Below are 20,736 nucleotides of genomic sequence, written 5' to 3' on the forward strand. Positions count from 1 at the left end.
AGCGCTAAGGCTACCCACCCGACAGCGGAAAGCTGCTATTGGCTAGCGGTTGCGCCGGTACGTGAGGTGCCGGTAGCGCAGGCCCGACGAGGACTCGCGCCAGGCCGCGTCCTCGTCGGCGGTGAAGCCCTCGGGGATCGACGGTGCGCGGGTGTCGCCGTCGATGTCGGCGTCCACCTCCGTCACCGCGAGCAGATCCGCGTGCGGCAGTGTGGCCGCGTAGATCTCGCCGCCGCCGATCACCCAGACGTCACCCCCGGGAAGCGCGGGGTCGTGCTGCACCACCGCACCGTCGGCGCGCCATGACCGATCCCGAGTGACCACGATGTTCGTGCGCCCCGGGAGCGGGCGGAACCGCGGCGGCAGCGAGTCCCAGGTGCGGCGACCCATCAGCACGGTCGCGTCGGCGGTGGTCTCACGGAAGAACTTCATGTCCTCGGGGATGTGCCAGGGGATCCCGCCGTCCGCGCCGATCACTCCCCCGCGGGCCTGCGCCCAGATCAGGCCGATCACTACACCGCCACCGGGGCTTTGATGGCGGGGTGGTGCTGGTAGTCGTGCACCGTGATGTCGCCGTACTCGTAGTCGAAGATGCTCGACCGCTCGGCGAGCGCGAGGCGGGGATACGGGTACGGATCGCGGCTGAGCTGCTCGGTGACCTGCTCCACGTGGTTGTCGTAGATGTGGCAGTCGCCGCCTGTCCAGACGAAGTCACCCGGCTCGAGCCCCACCTGCGCGGCCACCATGTGGGTGAGCAGCGCGTAGCTGGCGATGTTGAAGGGCACACCGAGGAACAGGTCCGCGCTGCGCTGGTACAGCTGGCAGCTGAGCTTGCCGTCGGCGGCGTAGAACTGGAAGAAGGCGTGGCACGGCGGCAACGCCATGTTCTCGATCTCGGCGACGTTCCACGCGGAGACGATGTTGCGCCGGCTCGACGGGTTCGTGCGCAGCATCTCGATCGCCTTGCTGATCTGGTCGATGTGCTCCCCGTTCGGGGTGGGCCAGCTGCGCCACTGCACGCCGTAGACGGGGCCGAGCTCGCCGTCCGGAGCCGCCCATTCGTCCCAGATCGTGACGCCGTTGTCCTGGAGCCACTGCACGTTCGAGTCCCCGCGCAGGAACCACAGCAGCTCGTACGCGATGGACTTCATGTGCACCCGCTTGGTGGTGATCAGCGGGAAGCCCTGGGACAGGTCGTACCGGAGCTGGCGCCCGAAGACGCTGCGCGTCCCGGTGCCCGTGCGGTCCGGGCGGTGCGTGCCGTTCTCCAGCACGTCGCGGAGCAGGTCTTCGTAGGGCGTCGCGATCACAGCCCTCAGTCTAGAGGCGCACCCTGACAAGCTGCGGCCGCGGCGCGGGCGAGGCGCTGCTGGCCGATCTCGGCGAGGTTCTTCATCAGCTCGGCGTTGACCCAGGCGACCTGATGCCCGACGGTCAGGCCCGCGTCCTCCGGCCACGGGTACGACGAGGCCTCGTCGAGGCGTTCCTCGGTGAGCCCGTCGAGGACTGTGAGCCACTCGTCGCGCAGCGCTGTGAGCCAGGCGACGGCCCCGTCGGGCCCGGGCCAGCGCACCGACTCGCGCTCCCGGACCGTTCGACCGAGGAGGTGATCCATCGCGGTGCTCCACCACCAGCCGATGTGCCAGCTCAGCCATGCCATCGTCGGGACCGGGATCGGGTCGGGCTCGGTCTCGGCCCAGTCGGCGATCCAGTCGCCGTCATCGCCGCGGCGCATCGTCCAGCACAGCGCCGCCGGCTCCCAGCGGAGGTCGTCGGGCGTCAGTTCGGCGAGGTGCACCTCGCCGAGTGCCCAGGTCAGGTCGAACTGCCAGCGCAGGAGATCAAGCCGCGTTTCAGCCACCCCGCAACCCTATTGCTTCGCCTCCTACGCCGCCTGGGGCGGCGCTGTGGATCGGTGCACATGCCCCGTGGGCGTTCGGGTTTCGACGGTGTGCCGCCCGCTCGGGTCGGCGATGACGGTGCTGTGCCAGCCGGCGGCTTCTTTGGCGTAGTTGCATGCTGCGCAGAGGCCTTGGCCGTTGTCGAACTCAGTGGGACCTCCCGCGGCGTGGGAGACGACGTGGTCGGTGTGGGCGATCTGTGCGTCGCAGTACGGGGTGCGGCAGTACCGGTCCCGGGCGCGGATCATCTCCGCGAGTCCGTCGGGGAAGCAGCGCTGCCGCGAATCCATCGCCACCACAGCACCCGACTCCGGCGCCACGAACAATCGCTTGACCCAGGCGATGCCGGCGGCGGTGGCTTTGCCGACGAGGTTGCGGGCGATCTCCGCCGGCATGGTGCCGCCGCCGTCGAGGTGCGCGGTGCCGGGCGTGTCCCCGAGAAGCACGGTGGCAGGGAGGGTGAGATTGACGAGTACCGGCTGCCCGGCGGTGGCTTCACGGCCGGTGATCCGGGCGAACGCGGTGTCGGCCATGATCTGGCCTCGTGTGCGCAGGTCCTCGCCGATGCCGAGAAGCGTGGCGGCGTGCTTGCGCAGCGCCGCATACACGCCGACGCCCTGCGCCACCGGCAGCAGCAGCGACACCCGGACCATGCCCTCCGGGAGGGGCCGGATGGTGACGGTGCGATCCTTCTCCGCGGCCGCGTTGCGGTCGACCGTCGCCTGTGCGTCGAGCTCGTACGCGATCTTCTTCACCAGATCCGAGATCCGACCCAGCCCACACCCGGCCAGGATCGCGGGATCGGCGCACAGCAGCTCGTCCGCCCGCTCCCGATCGCAGATGTCCAGATGCGACAACCCCGCCACGATCACGGGCACCGCCTCCGGCGAGAGATCACCGTCACGCAACCGAGCGCGGGTGTGCGGCATGTGCTTCTCCAGCTCCACCGCCCGCGCCAGGAACCTCGCGGCCGTGTGCGGCGACATGTGCAACGCCACCCCGACCTCCGCAGCCACACCCTGTTGCCACCGATCCTGCGGCAATCCCACCGCTACCCGCTCGCACACCCGCTCCCGCAGCAACTCCGCCGCCAAGCGGTACTGCTCGAACACCGCCCGGCAGCGCTGCCGCTCCATCGAACGCAACCGCTCCGCCACCGGCGCACCAGGAGGCGGATTCACCTCTACCACAACATCTTCTTCCATACGCGAACGCTACGCCGCCCCACCGACAAGTTTTCGAGGATGCAAACGCGATCGAACATCGTCGACGACGAAGTATCGCGGCTAAGCACTCACCCCATGAGCTGCGCGGCGACGGTCGCGCCGAGGTTCCAGCACTCCTCGACCTGCTCGCGCGACGGCTTGCCGGACACCACGACGTGCGGCGTCGCCTTCACCCAGCCCAGCCCCGCGGTGATCGAATCCACCGCGCGCACGGCCCCCTCTCCGCCCTCGTTCGCGTGCAGGTACAGGCCGAACGGCCGGTCACGCGTCGAATCGAGGCACGGGTAGTAGATCGTGTCGAAGGCGTGCTTGAGCGCGCCCGAGATGTAGCCGAGGTTCGCGGGCGTGCCGAGCACGTATCCGTCGGCCGCCAGCACGTCCGCCGGGGACAGCGTGAGCGCGGCGCGGCGCACCACCTCGACCCCTTCGATCTCCGGGTCGGTTGCCCCCGCGATCACCGCCTCGAACATCTCCTGACAGTGCGGAGACGGCGTGTGGTGGATCACGAGGAGCACGGACATCAGCGGGCCTTCTTCTCCATCGAGACGGCCTTCGTCATCCAGTCGCGCGCTCGGGATCGGTCGCCTGCGTAGTCGTAGGCCCGAGCCAGACGGTAGGCGTTCACCCACGACTCGGGCTCGGCCTCGTACTCGGCCTTGACCTGGGCGAAGAGCTCGTCCGCCGCATCGCGCCGCACTCGCCCGGACGGCATCTTCGGCAGATCCGAGACGTCGAGGTCGCGTCCCAGCGCCTTGGCCTGCGCGGCGAGCTTCTGATGCGCGTAGCCGTTGCTGAGCACGGACCACAGGATCCAGAGGCCCACGAGTCCGACGAGCACCATGCCGAAGGCGAGGCCCAGGTTGGCCCCGCCGCCGCGACGGGCGATCATCCACGCCCACACGCCGATCAGCCCGATGTACATGAGCATCGCGACCGCGAGGAACCCGATCACCAGCAGCTGGCCCAGGTTGCCGCCCGACCGGCGCGCGACGGGACTCACAGGTCCATGAACGGCTCGATGCCCACCGTGAGGCCGGGCCGCGACGAGATGCCGCGCACGCCGAGCAGCACACCGGGGACGAACGAGCTGCGGTCCAGGGAGTCGTGACGGATCGTCAGGGTCTCGCCCTGGGTGCCGAGCAGCACCTCCTGGTGCGCGACGAGGCCGGCCACGCGCACCGAGTGCACGCGCACACCGTCGACGCGGGCGCCCCGAGCGCGGTCGAACTCCGCGGAGGTGGCGTCGGGCATCGCGCCCCGGCCCGCCTCTTCGCGCGCCTCCGCGATGAGCTCGGCGGTGCGGGTCGCGGTGCCCGACGGGGCGTCGGCCTTGTGCGGGTGGTGCAGTTCGATGATCTCGACCGAGTCGAAGTACTTCGCGGCCTGCGCGGCGAAGCGCATGGTCAGCACCGCGCCGATGGCGAAGTTCGGCGCGATCAGCACCCCTACCTCGGGCTTCTCGGCGAGCCACTCGCGCACGGTGTCGAGGCGATCGTCGGTGAATCCCGTGGTGCCGATGACGGCATGAATCCCGTTATCGATGAGGAACTTCAGGTTGTCCATCACCACGTCGGGGTGGGTGAAGTCGATCACCACCTGCGTGTTCGAGTCGAGCAGGCCGGTGAGCATGTCACCCGCGTCGACAGCCGCACTCAGCGACAGATCATCGGCCGCCTCCACGGCATCGACCATCGCGCGGCCAACCTTGCCGCCGGATCCCAGGACACCCACGTTCAGCATGCGCCCGACGATACCCTTGCACCGTGACCGCCCGACCAGACGTTCCCGACGAGTGGATCGACCGCCTCACCGGCATCCTCGAGGCGTTCCCGGAATGCGTCGCGGACCGGGCCTGGGTGGGCACGCGCTGGCGGGTCCGCGGTTCCACGGTGGCCCACGTCTTCGGTGGCGAGGACCAACTCTTCCGACTGATATTCCGCGCCGAGCCCGGCGAGGTCCCGGCCTTCGAGAACCTCGGCGACCCGTACTTCCGGGTGAACTGGGGAGAGAGCACCGTCGGGATCATCGTCGACGAGCACACCGACTGGGAGGAGGTGGCCGAGCTCCTGACCGACTCCTACTGTGTGCAGGCCCCGGCGGCCCTCGTCGAACTCGTCGAGCGGCCGCAGCCCGACGGGTCCTAGGGTTGCGATCATGGACGTGACCATCCGGACCTTCGTCGGCGACGCCGACGTCTGCTTCGACGTGGTCCACCACGCCACGACCGAGGCGGCCACCCGGGCTCTGGCGTCACCGCCCAGCCTGATCTGGGTGGACGTGCTCGACCCGACCGAGGAGGAGTTCGCCCCGTTCGTGACGTCGATGGGGCTGGACAAGCTGGCCGTGGAGGACGCCCTCACGATCCACGAACGCCCGAAGTCCCTGCGCTACGGCGAGATCATGTTCGTCACGGCGTACACGGTGGCCGAGGACGGCGCCACGAGCCGGCTCTCGTTGTTCTTGTTCGAGCACGGCGTGCTGACGGTGCGCCTGGGCCACGGCTTCCCCGTCGACGACGTCGCGGCGAACATCTCCGACAACGCGGACCTGCTGCGGCACGGCCCGAAGTCGCTGGAGCTGATGTTGCTGGACGCGGTCGTCGACGGCTACACCGCGCGAGTGACGGCGGTGGACGAGCGGCTCGACGACGTGGAGTCGATCCTCTTCGACGGTCGTTCCAGCGACCGGGTCTCCCAGATCACCTTCGACCTGCACAAGCAGGTGGGCGAGCTGCGCCGCATCGTGCTCCCGATGCGCGATGTGGTCGGTTCGGTCCTACGCCGGGTGTCTGCTGCACCCGACCTGCACGAGTTGCTCCCCTACGCCGAGGACGTCTACGACCACACGATGCGTGCCGCCGACTGGACGGAGGGGCTGCGCGACGCGGTCGAGTCGGTGCGTTCGACCAACCTGGCGCTGGTCGACAACCAGCTCAACACCGTGATGAAGAAGCTCACCAGCTGGGCCGCGATCATCGCGGTGCCCACGGCGATCACCGGCTACTTCGGCCAGAACGTGCCCTACCCGGGCTTCGGGAAGGAGTGGGGGTTCTGGCTGAGCCTGCTGATGATGCTCGCCCTCGCCGGCGGACTCTACGCCGCGTTCAAGCGTCGCGGCTGGCTCTGATCCGCCCCGGCCACCAGTTCGCGGTGCCCGCGATCCGCATGAAGGCGGGCAGCAGGATCAGGCGGACCAGCGTCGCGTCGAGGAGGACGGCGATCGCGAGCCCCACACCGAGCATCCGCATGAAGGAGACCTCGGAGAAGCCGATCGCGGCGAACACCACGGCCATGAGCAGCGCGGCGGCCGTGACCACGCGTGCCGTGCTCGCGATGCCCCGCGCTACGGCCTCGTCGTTGGCCGCCCGGTCGCGACCCGGACGGCTCCGCCACTCCTCGCGGATCCGGGAGAGCAGGAAGACCTCGTAGTCCATCGACAGGCCGAAGGCGATGCAGAACATCAGCACCGGCATGTCGGCGATGAGGTGTCCGGTGACGGTGGTTCCGAGCCCGCCGAGGTGCCCCTCCTGGAAGATCCACACCATCGCGCCGAAGGTCGCTGAGAGCGAGAGCACGTTGAGCACCAACGCCTTCAGCGGCAGCAGGACGCTCCCGGTGAGGAGGAAGAGCAGCAGGAAGGTGGTCGCCGCGATCGTGAGGAGCACACGCGGCACCGCGCCGAGGATCGAGTCGACGGCGTCCCGGTCCGCCTGCGCCGCACCGGAGAAGAGCGTCGGAGCGGGCGCCGGCACCGCCCGCAGCGCGTCGAGCTGCGACCGTCCCGCCTCGGAGCGGGGGTCGTACTCCCCCGCGACCGTCACCAGTCGCGCGAAACCGGCCCTCGCCGACGGATCTCCGTCGGCGACGCGTCCGCCGCGCAGCCACGTCCCGTCGGGCCCGATCACCGGGCCGGTGCCCTCCACGCGGGAGAGCTCCCGGGCGTAGTCCTCGGTGCCCGACGGTGCCCCCTCGGGCAGCAGGATCAGGACGTCGGACGCGGGATTCGGGTGGAAGGCCGTCCGCAGTTCGTCCCCGACCCGGTGCGACGATGCCGCGCTCGGCAGCGCACGGTCGTCGGGGTAGCCGAGCTTGGCCGCGAGGAACGGCGCGCCCAGCGCCACGAGGAGCGCCACCACGGCGATGCCGAGCGGGATCGCCCTCCCCTGCACGGCGGTCACCATGCGGTACCAGCGGGACTCGTCGGCCGTCCGCGGGCCGCGCCCGACGCGGAGCCGGTCGATGCGGTCACCGAGGAGAGCGAGGATCGCGGGAGTCACGACGAGGGTGGCGAGCGCCGTGAAGGCCACCACGACGAGTCCGGCGTAGGCGAAGGAACGCAGGAAGTACATCGGGAAGAGCACCATCGCCGCCAGGCTCAGGCCGACGGTGACGGCGGAGAACAGCACCGTGCGGCCGGCCGTCGACATCGCGACGACGAGAGCCTCGTCGCGCCCCCGCTCCGGGACCTCCTCGCGGTACCGGCTGACCACGAGCAGCGTGTAGTCGATCGCCAGAGCGAGGCTCATCGCGGTGATCAGGTTGAGCGCGAAGACCGAGACGTCGGTGGCCTCGGCCACGAGCCGTAACAGGCCCGACGTGGCGATGATCGCCGCGATCCCGACCACGACCGGTACCGCGGCGGCGACGAGTCCACCGAACGCCCACACCAGCACGAGGAAGGTGAGCGGCAGCGCGATCAGTTCCGCCCGCACCAGGTCCTTGCCCGACTGCTCGTTGATCTGCAGGTAGGTCATCGACTCGCCGCCGGCCTCGAGCCGCACACCGTCGGGCGGGCGCGGAAGGCCGTCGACGATCTCGCGGGCGTGCTCCGGTGCCTCGCCGGTGCCGCCGGACAGGCTCGCGACCACCAGGCCGGTCCTGCCGTCGGTCGAGGTCAGCCGGGGCGCGGCGGTGGGGTCGGTCCAGGCGGACAGGGCGGACTGGACCGCCGGGGCGCGGCGCAGCGACTCGGTGATGATGCGTCCGTACTGCGCCGCGGCCCCGGCGGCGTCGGCGGTGTCGGTGCGCAGAGTGAGGACGAGGGATGAGCCTCCGCGGCCGAAGTCCTGTTCGAGGACCGTCTGGGCGCGGGCGGATTCGGCTCGCGGGTCGGTGCTCCCGCCGCTCTTGAGCGCGCCGCCGACGCCGACGCCGAGCACCCCGAGCGCGATCAGAACGAGCAGCGCCGCCGCCAGTACCGTGCGCGGCCGCGCCGCGACGGCCCGGGTCAGCGCGGCGATCACAGCGCCGCGAGGAACGAGCGGACCTCGTCGAGCGTGCCGACCCGGCGCATCCGCTCCGCGTCGAACAGCACGAGGAAGTCGGCCATCTCGAAATCGGGGTCGTACGAGGGCATTCCGCAGATGACGCCGCCGTACCGGGTGGCGATGCGGATGGTGGGCGGCACGAGGTCCTCGTCGGCCCCCGCGGGCCGCGGAAGGTCCTCGATGGGGACGCCGTCGACGGCGACCGGCCGGATCGGTTCGACCGTCACCTCGCCGCTCGCGAGGGCGTCGTTGTCGGTGAGGAAGCCGAGCGCGGCGCGCACGAGGGCGGCGCGGGGGTGCACGCCGTCCTCCATACGGACCGACATGCAGCCCATCGCGTACCGGAAGCCGGAGCGTTCGTAGAAGAGCAGCAGCGCGATCCGCAGGAGGATCGAGACCACGCCGCCCCGGTAATCCGCGGCGATCGTCGCGCGGCCCCATTCCGCGACCTCGTCGGCCATCGCGTCGAACGCCGGGCTGAGCCGGAACATGCTGGTGGTGAACACCTCCCGCTCGCCACGCGGCGCCGGCAGGATGATCCGGTAGCAGCCGACGATCTCGTCGGTCGGATCGTGGCGCACCAGCAGGTGCTCGCTGTACTCGTCGAACCGGTCGACGTCGATCGGCCGGCCGAGCCGCTCACTCGTCGCGGCCCCCGGCAGTGGGGCACCGAGCTCCGTCGAGAAGGCGTCGTACCGCAGGGCCTGCGCCCGCTCGATGTCACGCGGATCCTCCGCCACGAAGACGGTGAAGGGTGTGCGTTCCGTCGCTGCGAAGAGAACGGATCCCGCCGGTGTCCGCGTGGTCATGGCGAATCCTCCTGGTGCAGTGCGCGGGCGATCTCGCCCGCGCGGACGGCGACGTTCGACAGCAACGTGGTGCCGAGTCCGTGCCCGGGGAGATCGGCGCCCTGGACGTAGAGCCCCGGGATCTCCTGACCGTCGATGACGGCGCGGTGCGACCGCGCGACGCGCACCTCGGCGCCGTCGGGCGTCACCCCCTGCAGGCCCGTCAGACCGCCCGGCTCGAAACCGGTGGCGCACACGACCGCGTCGAAGGTCGCGGTCCAGCGCTCGCCCGTCGTGGTGCGGCGCACGTCGACCTCGATCCGGCCGTCCGCCGTGGTCCTCGCGTCGACGACCTCGCTGGTGCGGTGCACGCCCAGTCGTCGCGGGCCGGTGACGCTCTCGCGGTACCACCGGTCGTAGAGATCGCGGGTCAGCGCGTGCTCGACCGCGGCGTAATTGGTGTTGCCGTGCCGCTGGAGCAGACGGTCTCGCACCTCCGGCGAGGCCGCGTCGAACTCGTCGACCACGTCCGGATCGAAGACCTGGTTGACGAAGGGGCTCTCATCCACGTCGGCGAGCCCGAAACCGTGGAAGACCAGGTCCACCCGAGCACCGGTGTCGTGCAGGTGCAGGGCCACCTCGGCCGCGGACTGGCCGCCGCCGACCACGAGGAACCGCGCGGCCCCGATGCCGTCGGCCGACGTACGTCCCCACGCCTCGAGCCGCGGCAGCAGGTCGATGTTGTGGAAGACGCGGCTATCGTCCAGGCCCCTGGCCCAATCGGGCAGCACCGGCCTCAAGCCCCGCGCGACCACCACGGAGCGGGCGCGAGTGACCCGCTCGACGCCGTCGGCTCCGCGATGGGTGACGGCGAAGCGGGCGCCGTCGGCGTCCCGGACGAGATCGGTCACCTCCTCGCCGTAGCGCACGGCCTCGGCGAAGGGCTCCGCCGCCCAGGCGAGGTAGTCGGCGAACTCCGCACGCTCGGGTGTCAGGACGGACCGGTTGATGAACTCCACCAGGCGATCCCGGGCGCCGAGATAGGCCACGAAGGAGAAGGGGCTCGCCTGGTTCCGGAGGGTGACGAGATCTTTGAGGAAGCTGATCTGCATCGACGCGCCCGGAAGCAGCATCCCCGGATGCCAGGCGAAGGACTCCCGTCGTTCGAGGAACCGCACCGTCCGCCGCCGCTCCGGCAGCTCCGCCAGGGCGATCGCGAGCGCCAGGTTCGCAGGTCCGAATCCGACTCCCAGTACGTCGACGACGCTTCCGTCGTCCGCCGCTTCCCTCTGCCGCATCACGCCCTTTCCCACCGGTTAGGGGCGGTGCCGATCATCCGCCTGGACGGATCGTACTCCCGGAAATATCCCGTACACCGTTTTCAAAATCCAAGGTCAACCAGGGTTTCCTCGTTCTCGCGCGATGACGATCCGACGGACCGGACCGTCCTTCCTGCTCCTCGCCCCGACGTCGGCGACGTACTTCATCCTTCGCGCGGCGGCGTGACGCCGGGCGGCTCCATCGGCAGCCGCGGATTGTGCAGGTGCGCGACCAGACCGGTCCAGCCGGTCTGGTGCGTGGCTCCGAGCCCCTCGCCGGTGTCGCCGTCGAAGTACTCGTAGAAGGTGGGGTGCTGCGCCCAGAGCGGGTTGTCACTGCCTTCGATCCGCCCGGCGTCGGCGGGGCGGCGGGTACCGCCACCGTCGGCGCGCGCAACGGGACGGAACAGACCGACCAAGCCCTCGTCAATGACGTCGGCGGCCTCCTCCAACGTGCACAGGTTGTCGGAGCCGGTGGGGATCGCGATGGTGAACGAGTCGCCGAAGTGCCGGCCGTAGGTGCGCAGCTTGTCAGCGAGCAGGACGTTGACCGGGAACCACACGGGCCCGCGCCAATTGGAGTTGCCGCCGAACATGCCCGTGGTGGACTCGCCCGGCTCGTACTGGATGGAGACGGTGTTCCCGTCCACGTCCTCGGTCACCTGCTGCTCCGCCTTCGACAGCGACCGGATGCCGTAGGGCGCCAGGAACTCCGCCGGATCGAACATGCGCTCCAGCACGCGGCGCAGGCGCTCCGGGCTCACCAGCGACAGGAGCATCCGGCCGTCCTGGCCGGCACCGTCGCCGCTGGAGAGCACCGGGTCCATGAGCTCGGGCCGGCGCGAGCGCAGCCAGTTGAGCCGGGCCGTCACGTCGGGGCACTCCTGCGCCACCCACGCGGGGACGTCGGTGGCACCGAGCACCGGCAACAGGCCCACCATGGACCGCACGCGCATCGGCAGAGCGCTGCCGTCGGGCTGGACGAGGACGTCGTAGAAGAAGCCGTCCTCGTCGTCCCACAGCGACAGGCTGTGGGAACCGAAGTTGTAGGTGGCCTTGGAGATCTGCAGGAAGTGCTCGAGGAACTTGGTCGCGCAGTCCTGCCAGACCGGGTCGTGCCGGCTCAGCTCGATGGCGATCTTGAACATCTGCTGGCAGTAGAAGGCCATCCAGCTCGTGGCGTCGGACTGCTCGAGGCGGTACCCCGGCGGCAGCGGCGCGGACCGGTTGAAGAATCCGATGTTGTCCATCCCGAGGAAACCGCCCTCGAAGACACCGGCGTCGTCGGAGCCCTTGCGATTGACCCACCAGGAGAAGTTCAGCAGCAGCTTGGTGAAGACGCGCACGAGGAAGTCCTGGTCGCGCCAGCCGTCGATGCGGTAGACGTGCCACGCCGCCCACGCGTGCACCGGCGGGTTGACATCGCCGAACTCCCATTCGTACGCGGGCAGCTGGCCGTTCGGGTGCATGGCCCACTCCCGGCACATCAGGACCAGCTGCTCCTTCGCGAACTCCGGGTCGACGTGCGCGAGCGGGATGCAGTGGAAGGCCAGATCCCAGGCCGCGAACCAGGGGTACTCCCACTCGTCGGGCATGGAGATCACGTCGGCCAGCGAGAAGTGCTTCCACGTGGTGTTGCGCCGGCCAGGATCGGACCGCTCCGACGGCGCGGGGTCCACGGCGGGATCGCCCTCGAGCCAGGACTCCACGTCGTACCGGTAGAGCTGCTTGTTCCACAGCATCCCGGCGTAGGCACGGCGGGCCACGGCGCGGTCCTCGCCCTGCACGTCCTCGTGGATCACGGTGCCGTAGAACTCGTCCGCCTCCTCGCGACGGTCCGCGAAGACGGCGTCGAAGCCCGGACCGAAGGTGTCGAGTGACGGTGCCGTCCGCGCGAGCCGCAGCCGCACGGTGACGCTCTCGCCCGCGGGCACCGAGGCGAACCGGTACCAGAGCGCGACCTTCGTGCCGCGGCCCTCCGGGTTCACCGCGGCCTCGTCGCCGTGCACCACGCGCTTGGTGATCGCGTCCTTGGGGTAGGGCGAGGCGTTCGCGGCGGCGCCGAAGAGCTCCACCGCATCGGTCTCGTTGTCGCAGAAGAGCACCTGCGGGGATCCCTCCGCGGCGAGGTGGTACTCGCCGAGCCACTGGTGCGTCACGCGGACCGCCTCCAGCCCGCCGGCCTGCGGCGCCTCGACGCGGGTGATCTCGCCGCGCCGCGCATCGTGGCCCCAGGTCCAGGTGTTGCGCAGCCAGAGCTGCGGGAGCAGGTCCAGCGGGGCCGCCGACGGTCCGTGGTTCACGGCCTCGATCTCCACGCAGACGTCGTCGGGCGCCGCCTTGGCGTAGCGCACGTGCACGTCGAAGAACCTGTTGTCGGCGAGCACACCGGTGTCGGCGAGCTCGTACTCGCGCTGGGTCCGGTCCCGCGCCGCGTTGGCGTCACGCAGTTGCTGGTAGGGGTACTCCGCCTGCGGGTACCGGTACATCCAGTGCATCCAGCTGTGGGTGGGCGTCCCGTCGACGGGCCACCAGTACTCCTTGACGTCCTCGCCGTGGTTGCCCTGCGCGTTGGTCAGTCCGAAGAGCCGCTCCTTGAGGATCGGGTCGTGGTGGTTCCACAGGCCGACGGCCAGATTGAGGAATCCGTACCGATCGCAGATGCCGCCGAGCCCGTCCTCACCCCAGCGGTACGCCCGGCGGTGCGCCTGCTCGAAGCCGAAGCTCTCCCACGCGTCTCCATTGCTGCTGTAGTCCTCGCGGACGGTGCCCCACTGCCGCCCGGCGAGGTACGGGCCCCACAGTCGCCACGGTCCGTCCGGGCCGGGGCTCTCCGCGAGGCGGCGGTGTTCGGCTGTCGTCTCGGTGTGCACCCGAGAATCCTCCTACACGCCGCGCGTCGCCGCTGCGTCCGGCGCGATCCCGCGCCGCGCGCCCGTTCCCGCAGCGCGACAGTGGTACAGCGGCCGGCGGCTACAGCGCCGAGACCGCCTGCGCGTGCATCTCCCAGAACAGGATCTCCGTGCCGTCCCGCTCGGCGTGCACCGTCGAGGCACCCGCCCGGACCGTCCGGAGCACGTCCCCCTCGGCGAGCGACTCACCGGCGACGGTGACGGCGCCGGAGACGACGAAGAGGTGGCCGTACGGGGCATCGGGCACCACGACGGACTCCCCCGCTGCCAGGCGGGCGGCGTACATCGCCGCAGCGTCGTTGCCGATCGTGACCGCGGGTTCGTGGCCCGCCATCCCCGACGCCACCAGGACGAGGCCGCGCCCGTCGAGCGGGACGTCGGCGGTGCGGTACTCGGCCTCACCACCCGGCTCGTTCGGCGGCACCCACATCTGGATCACCCGCGCGACCGCCCGCGTGGAACGCGGGTTCTGCTCGCGGTGGTTGACCCCGGTCCCGGCGCTCATCGCCTGCACCTGGCCGGCCCGGACCACGCCCTCCGCCCCGGACGAGTCGTCGTGATGCACTTCCCCGGCGACCATCCAGGTCACGATCTCCACGTCGCGGTGGAAGTGCCGGTCGACGCCCGACCCCGGGTCGACGAGATCGTCGTTGTGCACCAGCAGTTGCCCGAAGGCGTTCTCGCCCAGGTCGAAGTTGCCGGTGAACGGGAACGACTGCCGGGTCACCAGGCCGTCGCCGCGCCAGAACCCGCGGTCGCCCGCGCGGATGATCCTGCTTCGAGTCACCCGCTCAGCGTAGGCCGGTGCCGGGCTCACGCCCGCGCGGGCAGTCCCGCCCCGGACGGCGAGACCAGGATCTTCACGGCGGTCTCGTTGTGGTGCAGCAGGGTGTCGTAGCCGACGCTCACGAGTTCGTCGAGGCCGATCCGTCCGGTGATGAACGGCGCCAGGTCGACGGTGCCGCTCTCGACCAGGGCGATCGTCTCGGCGTGATTGTTGACGTAGGCGATGGTGCCGCGCATGTCGATCTCCTTGAGCACCAGCTTCTGCATGTCGATCGTGCCGGGGTGCCCCCAGATCGAGACGACGACCAGCACGGCCTGCGGGCGCAGGGCATCGAAGAGCGTGTCGAGGGCGGGCTGCACCGAGGTGCACTCGAAGCCGACGTCGGCGCCTCGGCCACCCGTCAGCTCGCGCACTGCAGCGACGACGTCGACCTGCGTGGGATCGAAGACGTGGTCCGCGACGCCGGTCTCCGCCGCCCGTTCCCGGCGCAGCGAGCTCGGCTCGCTGATCGCGACCGTCAGGCCGCGTGCCGTGCACACCGCGGCGGTGAGCAGGCCGATCGGGCCGGCTCCGGTGATCAGGGCGAACGCGCCCGCGCCCGCGCCGGAGCGCTGCAGCGCGTGATACCCGACGGCCAGCGGCTCGATGAGGGCGGCCTGGTCCAGCGGGACGTCCTTCGAGATCCGGTGCACCCAGCGGCGCTGCACGACGATCCGCTCGGAGAGGCCGCCGCCGCGGCCACCCAGGCCGATGAAATTCATGTTCGGCGAGAGGTGGTAGTCCGAGCTCTCCGGCCCGGTGTCCACGTCGTCGGCGATGATGTACGGCTCCACCACGACGTGATCCCCCACCTGCAGGTCGTCCACGCCCGCCCCGACCGCGGCGACCACGCCGGACATCTCGTGACCGATGGTCAGCGGCGCGGCCTCGCCGCTCACGGGGTTCGGATGCCCGTGCGGCGGGACGAAGATCGGTCCGTCGACGTACTCGTGCAGGTCGGTGCCGCAGATACCGCACCACGCGACGTCGATGGCGACGGTGCCGTCCGTCGTCACGGGGGCGGGGACGTCCTCGATCCGGACGTCGTTGCGGTCGTAGTAGCGCGCTGCTCGCATGGTGGGCACCTCCGGCTGGTCGTGTGTGATCCGCACCACAGTCGCTCGCACCGGCTCGACCGTCGAACGTTGCAGCGGGTTGCAACCTACAGCGGCGCCGAACCGCGGACGTGTTCGAAGACGAGCGAGGTGTTGGTGCCGGCGACCTCCTCGCGCGCGCTGAGGTATTCGACGAGGTGCCGCAGATCGTCGGTGTCGACGGCCGCGACGTGCAGCAGGTAGTCGTCGCCCCCGGCGAGGAAGTAGGCGTCGATCACCGGCGGCAGGTCGATCACCGACTCCACGAACTGACGGATCCGGTGGCGCGCCGTGGAGCGCAGGGTCACGGAGATCATGGCGCGCAGCGGGCGGCCGACCGCCGCCGGATCGACGTCGGCGAAGAAGCCGCGGATCACACCCGCGTCGGCGAGGCGACGCATCCGGGTGTGCACGGTCGACGGCGCGAGCCCCACCTCCTCGGCCAGCGCGGCGTTCGAGACACGGCCGTCGCGCTGCAGAACCAGCAGGATGCGGCGGTCCGCGTCGTCGAGCAGAGGTCGACGATCGTTCGACGACTGTGGGCGATATGCCGTTCTGATGGAATGAACATCACTCATGGTCCGCTCCTCCAGAATCTTCTTCTGATGACTTGATCGGTTCTCGATGTTTCTTCAGAGTATGTGACACACACCACCCCACCTGACAGGAGCACACGATGCGCGTCGGAATCCCCACCGAGATCAAGAACAACGAATACCGCGTGGCGATCACGCCCGGCGGCGTCGCGGAGCTCGTCCGCCGCGGCCACGAGGTCCTGATCGAGGACGGGGCGGGCCTCGGCTCCGCGATCGGCAACGACGACTTCGTGGCGGCGGGCGCCCGCATCGCACCGACCGCGGACGACGTCTGGGGCGAGACGGACCTGCTGCTCAAGGTCAAGGAGCCCATCGAGGCCGAGTACGGCCGGATGCGCGCCGAGCAGACGATCTTCACCTACCTGCACCTCGCGGCCTCGCGCCCCTGCACCGACGCGCTGCTCGCGTCGAAGACCACGTCGATCGCGTACGAGACGGTGCAGCTCGAGGACGGCTCGCTCCCCCTCCTCGCGCCGATGTCCGAGGTCGCGGGCCGGCTCGCGCCCCAGGTCGGCAGCTACCACCTCATGCGCAGCAAGGGCGGCCGCGGTGTGCTCATGGGCGGCGTGCCCGGCACGGCGCCCGCGAAGGTGACCGTGATCGGTGGCGGCGTCTCCGGCATCAACGCGGCGCAGATCGCCGCCGGCATGGGTGCCGACGTCACCGTCTTCGACCTCGACGTGCGCAAGATGCGCGCCGTCAACGCCCAGTTCGGCGGTCGCGTCCACACCAGCTACTCCACCTCGCTCGCGCTCGAGGAGGCCGTGGTCGAGTCCGATCTCGTGATCGGCGCCGTCCTGATCCCCGGCGCCGCCGCGCCGAAGCTGGTGTCGACGGAGCTCGTGCACCGCATGCGCCCGGGCGCCGTGCTCGTGGACATCGCGATCGACCAGGGCGGCTGCTTCGCCGATTCGCGGCCCACCACGCACGACGACCCGACCTTCACCGTGGGCGAAACGGTCTTCTACTGCGTCGCGAACATGCCCGGCGCGGTGCCCCGCACGTCGACCTTCGCCCTCACCGGCGCCACGCTGCCCTACGTGCTGCGGATCGCGGACAAGGGCTGGAAGGCCGCCTGCGCCGACGACAGCGCGCTCGCGGCGGGCCTGTCGACGCACGACGGAGTCCTGCTCAACGCCAGCGTCGGTGCCGCCCTCGACATCGCCTCGAAGGCACCCGAAGACGTCCTCGTCTGAGGCTCACCACTCGCCCGCGTCGAGGTACTGCGCGAGGTTGGCCATCCGCCGCTGCACCGCGGCCACCTCGCGTACGCACTGCTCGAGGAGGCCGCGATCCAGGGACGGCATCCGGCGGATGGACAGCACGTCGCCGGGAGTACGGCCCGCCGCCATCTGCTCGACCTGGTGCTCCATCCGGATCCTCTCGAGGATGGAGAAGGCCTCCCGGAGCACCTCGGCCGCATCGTCGGGCAGCACCGGCGAGTCCGCCCCCGCCGCGAGCCGGTTGCGGGTCTGCAGTTTGGTGGACCCCCGGCTGAGCGCCGCCCAGCGGGCGATGTTGACCACCGGCACCAGGGCGTGCGCCTTGATATCGAAAGTGCCGCCGCGCAACGAGATCACGTCGCGCACGGAGCGCAGGCGCGCCTTGGCCGTCAGCGCTTCGCGCAGCATCAGGATGAAGGATCGGGGGTGTTCCGAGAGATGCTGGTAGACGCCGGCCACCGGCTGGAGGGTGAGATCGCCCCAGACCGGGCGGCCGTCCACGAGCAACGACGCCATCATCATGGCGTTGTTGGACAGCGGCGCGTCGATCCACTCGCTCGCGGCGTAGAGCCACTCGGACTCGGTCCGGCAGAACCGCGGCGTGGCCGCCGTCGCGCCGTTGGTGTCCGACGGGATGCCGCACTCCTCCAGCCGCGCGTGGACCGCGGCGGCGAGGGCGAGCGCCGCGGACCGGCGGGTCTCGATCTCCTCCTCGGAGGCACCCGCGACGTCCTTGAGGATGATCGCGCTGTCGACGTCGGAGCTGGGCACCACTTCGCGGCGCGAGACGCTGCCGAGCGAGAGCCACGTGAAGTCGCCCTCGTGCAGCTCGGGATGCACCGGCAGTTCCAGTTCGATGCAGCGGCGCACCATCGCCTCGATCGCCACCGCCGCGACGCCCGAGATGTGCCGGACGGGCGCCTGCTGCCCCCACAGCACCGGGAAGATCTCCCGGATCGTGGCGCCGATCTCCGGCAGTTCCGCCGCACCCGCGCGTTCGATCCGGCGCTGCAGCGCGAAGGTGGACGTGGTCGGCACCGTGAGGAAGTCGACGTCCTGGACGACTCCCCGCACGGCCGCGTGCTCGTCGAGCACCGCCATGTAGTGCAGCTTGCGGTCGAGCATCTCGATCAGGACGTCCGAGGACAGCGCGGACTCCGGGACCGCCGCGAGCGGAGCCGTCATCACCGCGGTCACGGGATCAGTCACCGGCCGTCCCACCGAGATCACGCGGGCCCGCAGGTCGTGGTCGGTGACGATGCCCAGGGGCTCGCGCGCGGCGTTCTCGACCACGATGTAGCCGGATTTGGCCTCCGTCATCGCCGTGGCCGCCTCCTGCACGGTGACCGTCGGCGGGCACACCACGGGCGCGCGGCGCACGATCTCCCCGGCGGTCCGCTCGCGGATCTCCTCGGCGGACACGGCGGTGGTCGGCTTGGCCAGCTCGGTCGCGAGGAAGGCGACGCCCGCGGGCGTGGAGAACATGTCGCCCACGGCCCACGCGGGCAGGCGCAGCAGCGTCACGTCGGAGAGCGCGACCGCCCGCGGGCCGCCCTTCGCCCCCACCAGGATCACCACGTACCCGAAGACGCCGCCGGGACCCACCACCTCGTCGACGTCGCCGGCGTCGGTGGACGCCGCGGTCGGGAAGTTCCACACGCCGACCCGGCCCGAGAGCACCACGAAGGCGTGATCGGGCGAAGCGGACAAACCGTCGAGGATCGTCGCCCCCTCGGGGAACTCGCTGATCGACGACTCGGCCGCGAGACGTGCGCGAACATCGTCGGGCAGGCCGTCGAAGGGCGTATGTCCGGACAGGAAGGCGAACAGCTCCCCGAGGTCCGAGAAGTCGGTCATGGCCCTATGTTTACACGTCCGCGCCGATCGACATCCCGAAGTCATCTTCCGGTAACGCATCCGCGGAAGCGTTGCGAGGTCTACATTCCCATCCAGCGCACAACCCCATGCGCACCGATACGTCGAGGAGAAAGACTCATCCATGACGCAATCCGTCGATAAGTTCGCGGCCGAGCAGGAGGGCTACAAGCAGACCCTCGGTCGGCGACACGTGCAGATGATCGCCATCGGCGGCGCCATCGGCACGGGCCTGTTCCTGGGCTCCGCCAGCCGCCTCCACAGCACCGGCCCCGCCCTGCTGTTCAGCTACGCCTTCGTCGGCGTGATCGCCTTCTTCCTCATGCGCGCCCTCGGCGAGCTGGTGCTCTACCGCCAGAGCTCGGGCGCCTTCGTCTCCTACGCCCGCGAGTTCTTCGGCGAGGCCGCCGCCTTCGCGGCGGGCTGGCTGTACTGGGTCTTCTGGGCGCTCACCGGTGTCGCCGAGTTGTCCGCGGTGGCGGTGTACGTCAAGAAGTGGTGGGACCTGCCGCAGGGCATCTCCGTGATCATCGCCCTCGCGGTGGTCCTGGTGATCAACCTGCTCTCGGCGCGCGCCTTCGGCGAGTTCGAGTTCTGGGCCTCGGTGCTCAAGGTCGGTGCCATCGTCATCTTCCTCGTGGTCGGTCTCGTCATCGTGGTCGGCCAGATCACGGTCGGCAGCGGCGACAAGGCGCACAAGGCGGGCATCTCCAACCTGTGGAGCAACCCCGGCGGATTCTGGCCGCACAGCGACACCTTCGGCTGGATCGCGCCCATCGTCGTGATGTCCGGCGTCGTCTTCGCCTACGCCGCGATCGAGATGGTCGGCATCGCCGCCGGCGAGATGCAGAACCCGCAGCGCGAGGTGCCCAAGGCCGTCAACTCGGTGATCCTGCGTATCGCCGTCTTCTACTGCGGCTCGATCTTCCTGCTCGTGTGCATCCTGCCCACCAGTGAGTACGGCAACACGGGTGCCGACGGCAGCCTGGAGTCGCCCTTCGTGACCGTCTTCGAGCGCATGGGCGTGGGCTGGATGGCGAGCCTCATCAACGGCGTTCTCATCGTGGCCGCCATGAGCTCGCTCAACGCCGGCCTCTACACCACCGGCCGCATGCTGCGCAGCCTCGCCGCCAGCCGCGAGGCGCCGAAGATCTTCATGCAGATGAGCAAGTCGGGTGTCCCGGCGGCCGGCATCCTGGTCACGTCGCTGTTCTACGTGCTCGGCGCCGTGCTCAACGTGCTCGTCCCCGGCAAGGCCTTCGACATCGCGCTCGAGGCCTCCGCCATCGCCGTCGTCGGCGTCTGGTCCCTGATCTTCCTGTGCCACATCCGCTACCGGCGGCTGTCCGACGCGGGGATCGTGACCAAGAGCCCGTTCCGCGCGCCGCTCGCGCCGTACATGAGCTACGTCGGTCTCGGCTTCCTGTTCCTCGTCCTCGTGGGCATGGCCTACTCGGGCTCGAAGGCCGACGGCGGCTTCTTCGACAAGACCAACCTCGTGGTCGTGGTGCTGGGCATTCCCGCCTTCGTGGCCATCATCGTGATCGGCTGGTTCGCGGTGAAGTCGCGCGTCATCGAGCACACCGGCGGCGACATCGCGCCGACCTGGAAGCTCAACGACAAGAACTAGTCGCCTCGTCTTCCACCAGGACGCCCGCCGGAGCACTCGCCCCGGCGGGCGTCCCGCGTGCACCACACGGTCGCAGCGCA

Annotated in this window: 19 protein-coding genes; 4 read left to right on the forward strand and 15 right to left on the reverse strand. The window is 70.1% G+C overall.

Annotated elements, in window-relative coordinates:
- Nucleotides 1-42: 42 nt before the first annotated feature.
- From FK268_RS07815 to dapB, 7 genes are all read right to left on the reverse strand, one after another.
- Nucleotides 43-513, reverse strand: coding sequence for a dihydrofolate reductase (locus tag FK268_RS07815; RefSeq protein ID WP_146432830.1), 471 nt, complete (start codon nucleotides 511-513; stop codon nucleotides 43-45).
- A complete protein-coding gene (locus tag FK268_RS07820) occupies nucleotides 513-1,319 on the reverse strand; it encodes a thymidylate synthase (RefSeq protein WP_146433451.1) in 807 nt (268 codons plus the stop codon). The genes FK268_RS07815 and FK268_RS07820 overlap by 1 nt, the downstream gene beginning before the upstream one ends.
- Nucleotides 1,316-1,861 carry a DinB family protein gene (locus tag FK268_RS07825; protein ID WP_146432832.1) on the reverse strand — a complete coding sequence of 182 codons (546 nt, stop codon included), beginning with the start codon at nucleotides 1,859-1,861 and terminating at the stop codon, nucleotides 1,316-1,318. The genes FK268_RS07820 and FK268_RS07825 overlap by 4 nt, the downstream gene beginning before the upstream one ends.
- 24 nt (nucleotides 1,862-1,885) lie before the next feature.
- Nucleotides 1,886-3,082 (reverse strand): HNH endonuclease, encoded by a 1,197-nt coding sequence (locus tag FK268_RS07830; protein WP_306461488.1) that lies wholly within the window; start codon nucleotides 3,080-3,082, stop codon nucleotides 1,886-1,888.
- A gap of 113 nt (nucleotides 3,083-3,195) precedes the next feature.
- Nucleotides 3,196-3,648, reverse strand: coding sequence for a flavodoxin family protein (locus FK268_RS07835; RefSeq protein ID WP_193560251.1), 453 nt, complete (start codon nucleotides 3,646-3,648; stop codon nucleotides 3,196-3,198).
- The gene (locus FK268_RS07840; RefSeq protein WP_146432836.1) at nucleotides 3,648-4,127 is read right to left on the reverse strand and encodes a hypothetical protein; all 480 of its coding nucleotides are present in this window, start codon (nucleotides 4,125-4,127) and stop codon (nucleotides 3,648-3,650) included. Before FK268_RS07840 ends, FK268_RS07835 begins: the two co-directional genes overlap by 1 nt.
- Nucleotides 4,124-4,867, reverse strand: a complete 744-nt coding sequence (gene dapB / locus FK268_RS07845) for a 4-hydroxy-tetrahydrodipicolinate reductase (RefSeq protein WP_146432838.1) — start codon at nucleotides 4,865-4,867, stop codon at nucleotides 4,124-4,126. Before dapB ends, FK268_RS07840 begins: the two co-directional genes overlap by 4 nt.
- Before the next feature lie 23 nt (nucleotides 4,868-4,890).
- On the opposite strand from dapB, the gene FK268_RS07850 reads away from it, so the two are divergent.
- Together FK268_RS07850 and FK268_RS07855 are read left to right on the forward strand one after the other, a co-directional pair.
- Nucleotides 4,891-5,271, forward strand: a complete 381-nt coding sequence (locus FK268_RS07850) for an MmcQ/YjbR family DNA-binding protein (protein ID WP_146432840.1) — start codon at nucleotides 4,891-4,893, stop codon at nucleotides 5,269-5,271.
- A 10-nt stretch (nucleotides 5,272-5,281) separates the two neighbouring features.
- Entirely contained in the window at nucleotides 5,282-6,253 is a 972-nt protein-coding gene (locus FK268_RS07855) for a magnesium transporter CorA family protein (RefSeq protein ID WP_146432842.1), read from the forward strand.
- On the opposite strand, the gene FK268_RS07860 is transcribed toward FK268_RS07855, so the two are convergent.
- From FK268_RS07860 to FK268_RS07890, 7 genes are all read right to left on the reverse strand, one after another.
- The gene (locus FK268_RS07860; protein WP_146432844.1) at nucleotides 6,231-8,369 is read right to left on the reverse strand and encodes an MMPL family transporter; all 2,139 of its coding nucleotides are present in this window, start codon (nucleotides 8,367-8,369) and stop codon (nucleotides 6,231-6,233) included. The genes FK268_RS07855 and FK268_RS07860 overlap by 23 nt on opposite strands.
- Nucleotides 8,366-9,202, reverse strand: coding sequence for a GNAT family N-acetyltransferase (locus FK268_RS07865; protein ID WP_146432846.1), 837 nt, complete (start codon nucleotides 9,200-9,202; stop codon nucleotides 8,366-8,368). The genes FK268_RS07860 and FK268_RS07865 overlap by 4 nt, the downstream gene beginning before the upstream one ends.
- Nucleotides 9,199-10,479 (reverse strand): lysine N(6)-hydroxylase/L-ornithine N(5)-oxygenase family protein, encoded by a 1,281-nt coding sequence (locus FK268_RS07870; RefSeq protein WP_146432847.1) that lies wholly within the window; start codon nucleotides 10,477-10,479, stop codon nucleotides 9,199-9,201. Before FK268_RS07870 ends, FK268_RS07865 begins: the two co-directional genes overlap by 4 nt.
- A gap of 185 nt (nucleotides 10,480-10,664) precedes the next feature.
- Nucleotides 10,665-13,373 (reverse strand): MGH1-like glycoside hydrolase domain-containing protein, encoded by a 2,709-nt coding sequence (locus tag FK268_RS07875; protein ID WP_146432849.1) that lies wholly within the window; start codon nucleotides 13,371-13,373, stop codon nucleotides 10,665-10,667.
- Nucleotides 13,374-13,473: 100 nt separating this feature from the next.
- On the reverse strand, nucleotides 13,474-14,199 hold the full coding sequence (locus tag FK268_RS07880) for a pirin family protein (RefSeq protein ID WP_146432851.1): 726 nt from the start codon (nucleotides 14,197-14,199) through the stop codon (nucleotides 13,474-13,476).
- A 26-nt stretch (nucleotides 14,200-14,225) separates the two neighbouring features.
- Nucleotides 14,226-15,314, reverse strand: coding sequence for a 2,3-butanediol dehydrogenase (locus tag FK268_RS07885; protein WP_146432853.1), 1,089 nt, complete (start codon nucleotides 15,312-15,314; stop codon nucleotides 14,226-14,228).
- 86 nt (nucleotides 15,315-15,400) lie between these two features.
- Nucleotides 15,401-15,910: an Lrp/AsnC family transcriptional regulator gene (locus FK268_RS07890; RefSeq protein ID WP_146432855.1), complete on the reverse strand. Its 510-nt coding sequence runs from the start codon at nucleotides 15,908-15,910 to the stop codon at nucleotides 15,401-15,403.
- A 98-nt stretch (nucleotides 15,911-16,008) separates the two neighbouring features.
- Between FK268_RS07890 and ald the strand changes: the two genes are divergently transcribed.
- A complete protein-coding gene (ald, locus tag FK268_RS07895; protein WP_146432857.1) occupies nucleotides 16,009-17,124 on the forward strand; it encodes an alanine dehydrogenase in 1,116 nt (371 codons plus the stop codon).
- A 3-nt stretch (nucleotides 17,125-17,127) separates the two neighbouring features.
- On the opposite strand, the gene FK268_RS07900 is transcribed toward ald, so the two are convergent.
- Nucleotides 17,128-19,008, reverse strand: coding sequence for a putative nucleotidyltransferase substrate binding domain-containing protein (locus tag FK268_RS07900; protein WP_146432858.1), 1,881 nt, complete (start codon nucleotides 19,006-19,008; stop codon nucleotides 17,128-17,130).
- A 142-nt stretch (nucleotides 19,009-19,150) separates the two neighbouring features.
- On the opposite strand from FK268_RS07900, the gene FK268_RS07905 reads away from it, so the two are divergent.
- Nucleotides 19,151-20,656: an amino acid permease gene (locus tag FK268_RS07905; RefSeq protein WP_146432860.1), complete on the forward strand. Its 1,506-nt coding sequence runs from the start codon at nucleotides 19,151-19,153 to the stop codon at nucleotides 20,654-20,656.
- The last annotated feature ends 80 nt before the right edge of the window (nucleotides 20,657-20,736 follow it).

Origin of the sequence: Tsukamurella sputi, assembly GCF_007858445.1 — a bacterium.
Taxonomy (GTDB): Bacteria; Actinomycetota; Actinomycetes; order Mycobacteriales; family Mycobacteriaceae; genus Tsukamurella; species Tsukamurella sputi.

What these genes read in the sequence shown, in the direction of transcription:
- FK268_RS07835 (WP_193560251.1), bottom strand. Translation starts at nt 3,648, where the DNA reads ATGTCCGTGCTCCTCGTGATCCACCACACGCCGTCTCCGCACTGTCAG.
- dapB (WP_146432838.1), bottom strand. Translation starts at nt 4,867, where the DNA reads ATGCTGAACGTGGGTGTCCTGGGATCCGGCGGCAAGGTTGGCCGCGCG.
- FK268_RS07855 (WP_146432842.1), top strand. Translation starts at nt 5,282, where the DNA reads ATGGACGTGACCATCCGGACCTTCGTCGGCGACGCCGACGTCTGCTTC.
- FK268_RS07865 (WP_146432846.1), bottom strand. Translation starts at nt 9,202, where the DNA reads ATGACCACGCGGACACCGGCGGGATCCGTTCTCTTCGCAGCGACGGAA.
- FK268_RS07870 (WP_146432847.1), bottom strand. Translation starts at nt 10,479, where the DNA reads ATGCGGCAGAGGGAAGCGGCGGACGACGGAAGCGTCGTCGACGTACTG.
- FK268_RS07885 (WP_146432853.1), bottom strand. Translation starts at nt 15,314, where the DNA reads ATGCGAGCAGCGCGCTACTACGACCGCAACGACGTCCGGATCGAGGAC.
- FK268_RS07890 (WP_146432855.1), bottom strand. Translation starts at nt 15,910, where the DNA reads ATGAGTGATGTTCATTCCATCAGAACGGCATATCGCCCACAGTCGTCG.
- ald (WP_146432857.1), top strand. Translation starts at nt 16,009, where the DNA reads ATGCGCGTCGGAATCCCCACCGAGATCAAGAACAACGAATACCGCGTG.
- FK268_RS07900 (WP_146432858.1), bottom strand. Translation starts at nt 19,008, where the DNA reads ATGACCGACTTCTCGGACCTCGGGGAGCTGTTCGCCTTCCTGTCCGGA.
- FK268_RS07905 (WP_146432860.1), top strand. Translation starts at nt 19,151, where the DNA reads ATGACGCAATCCGTCGATAAGTTCGCGGCCGAGCAGGAGGGCTACAAG.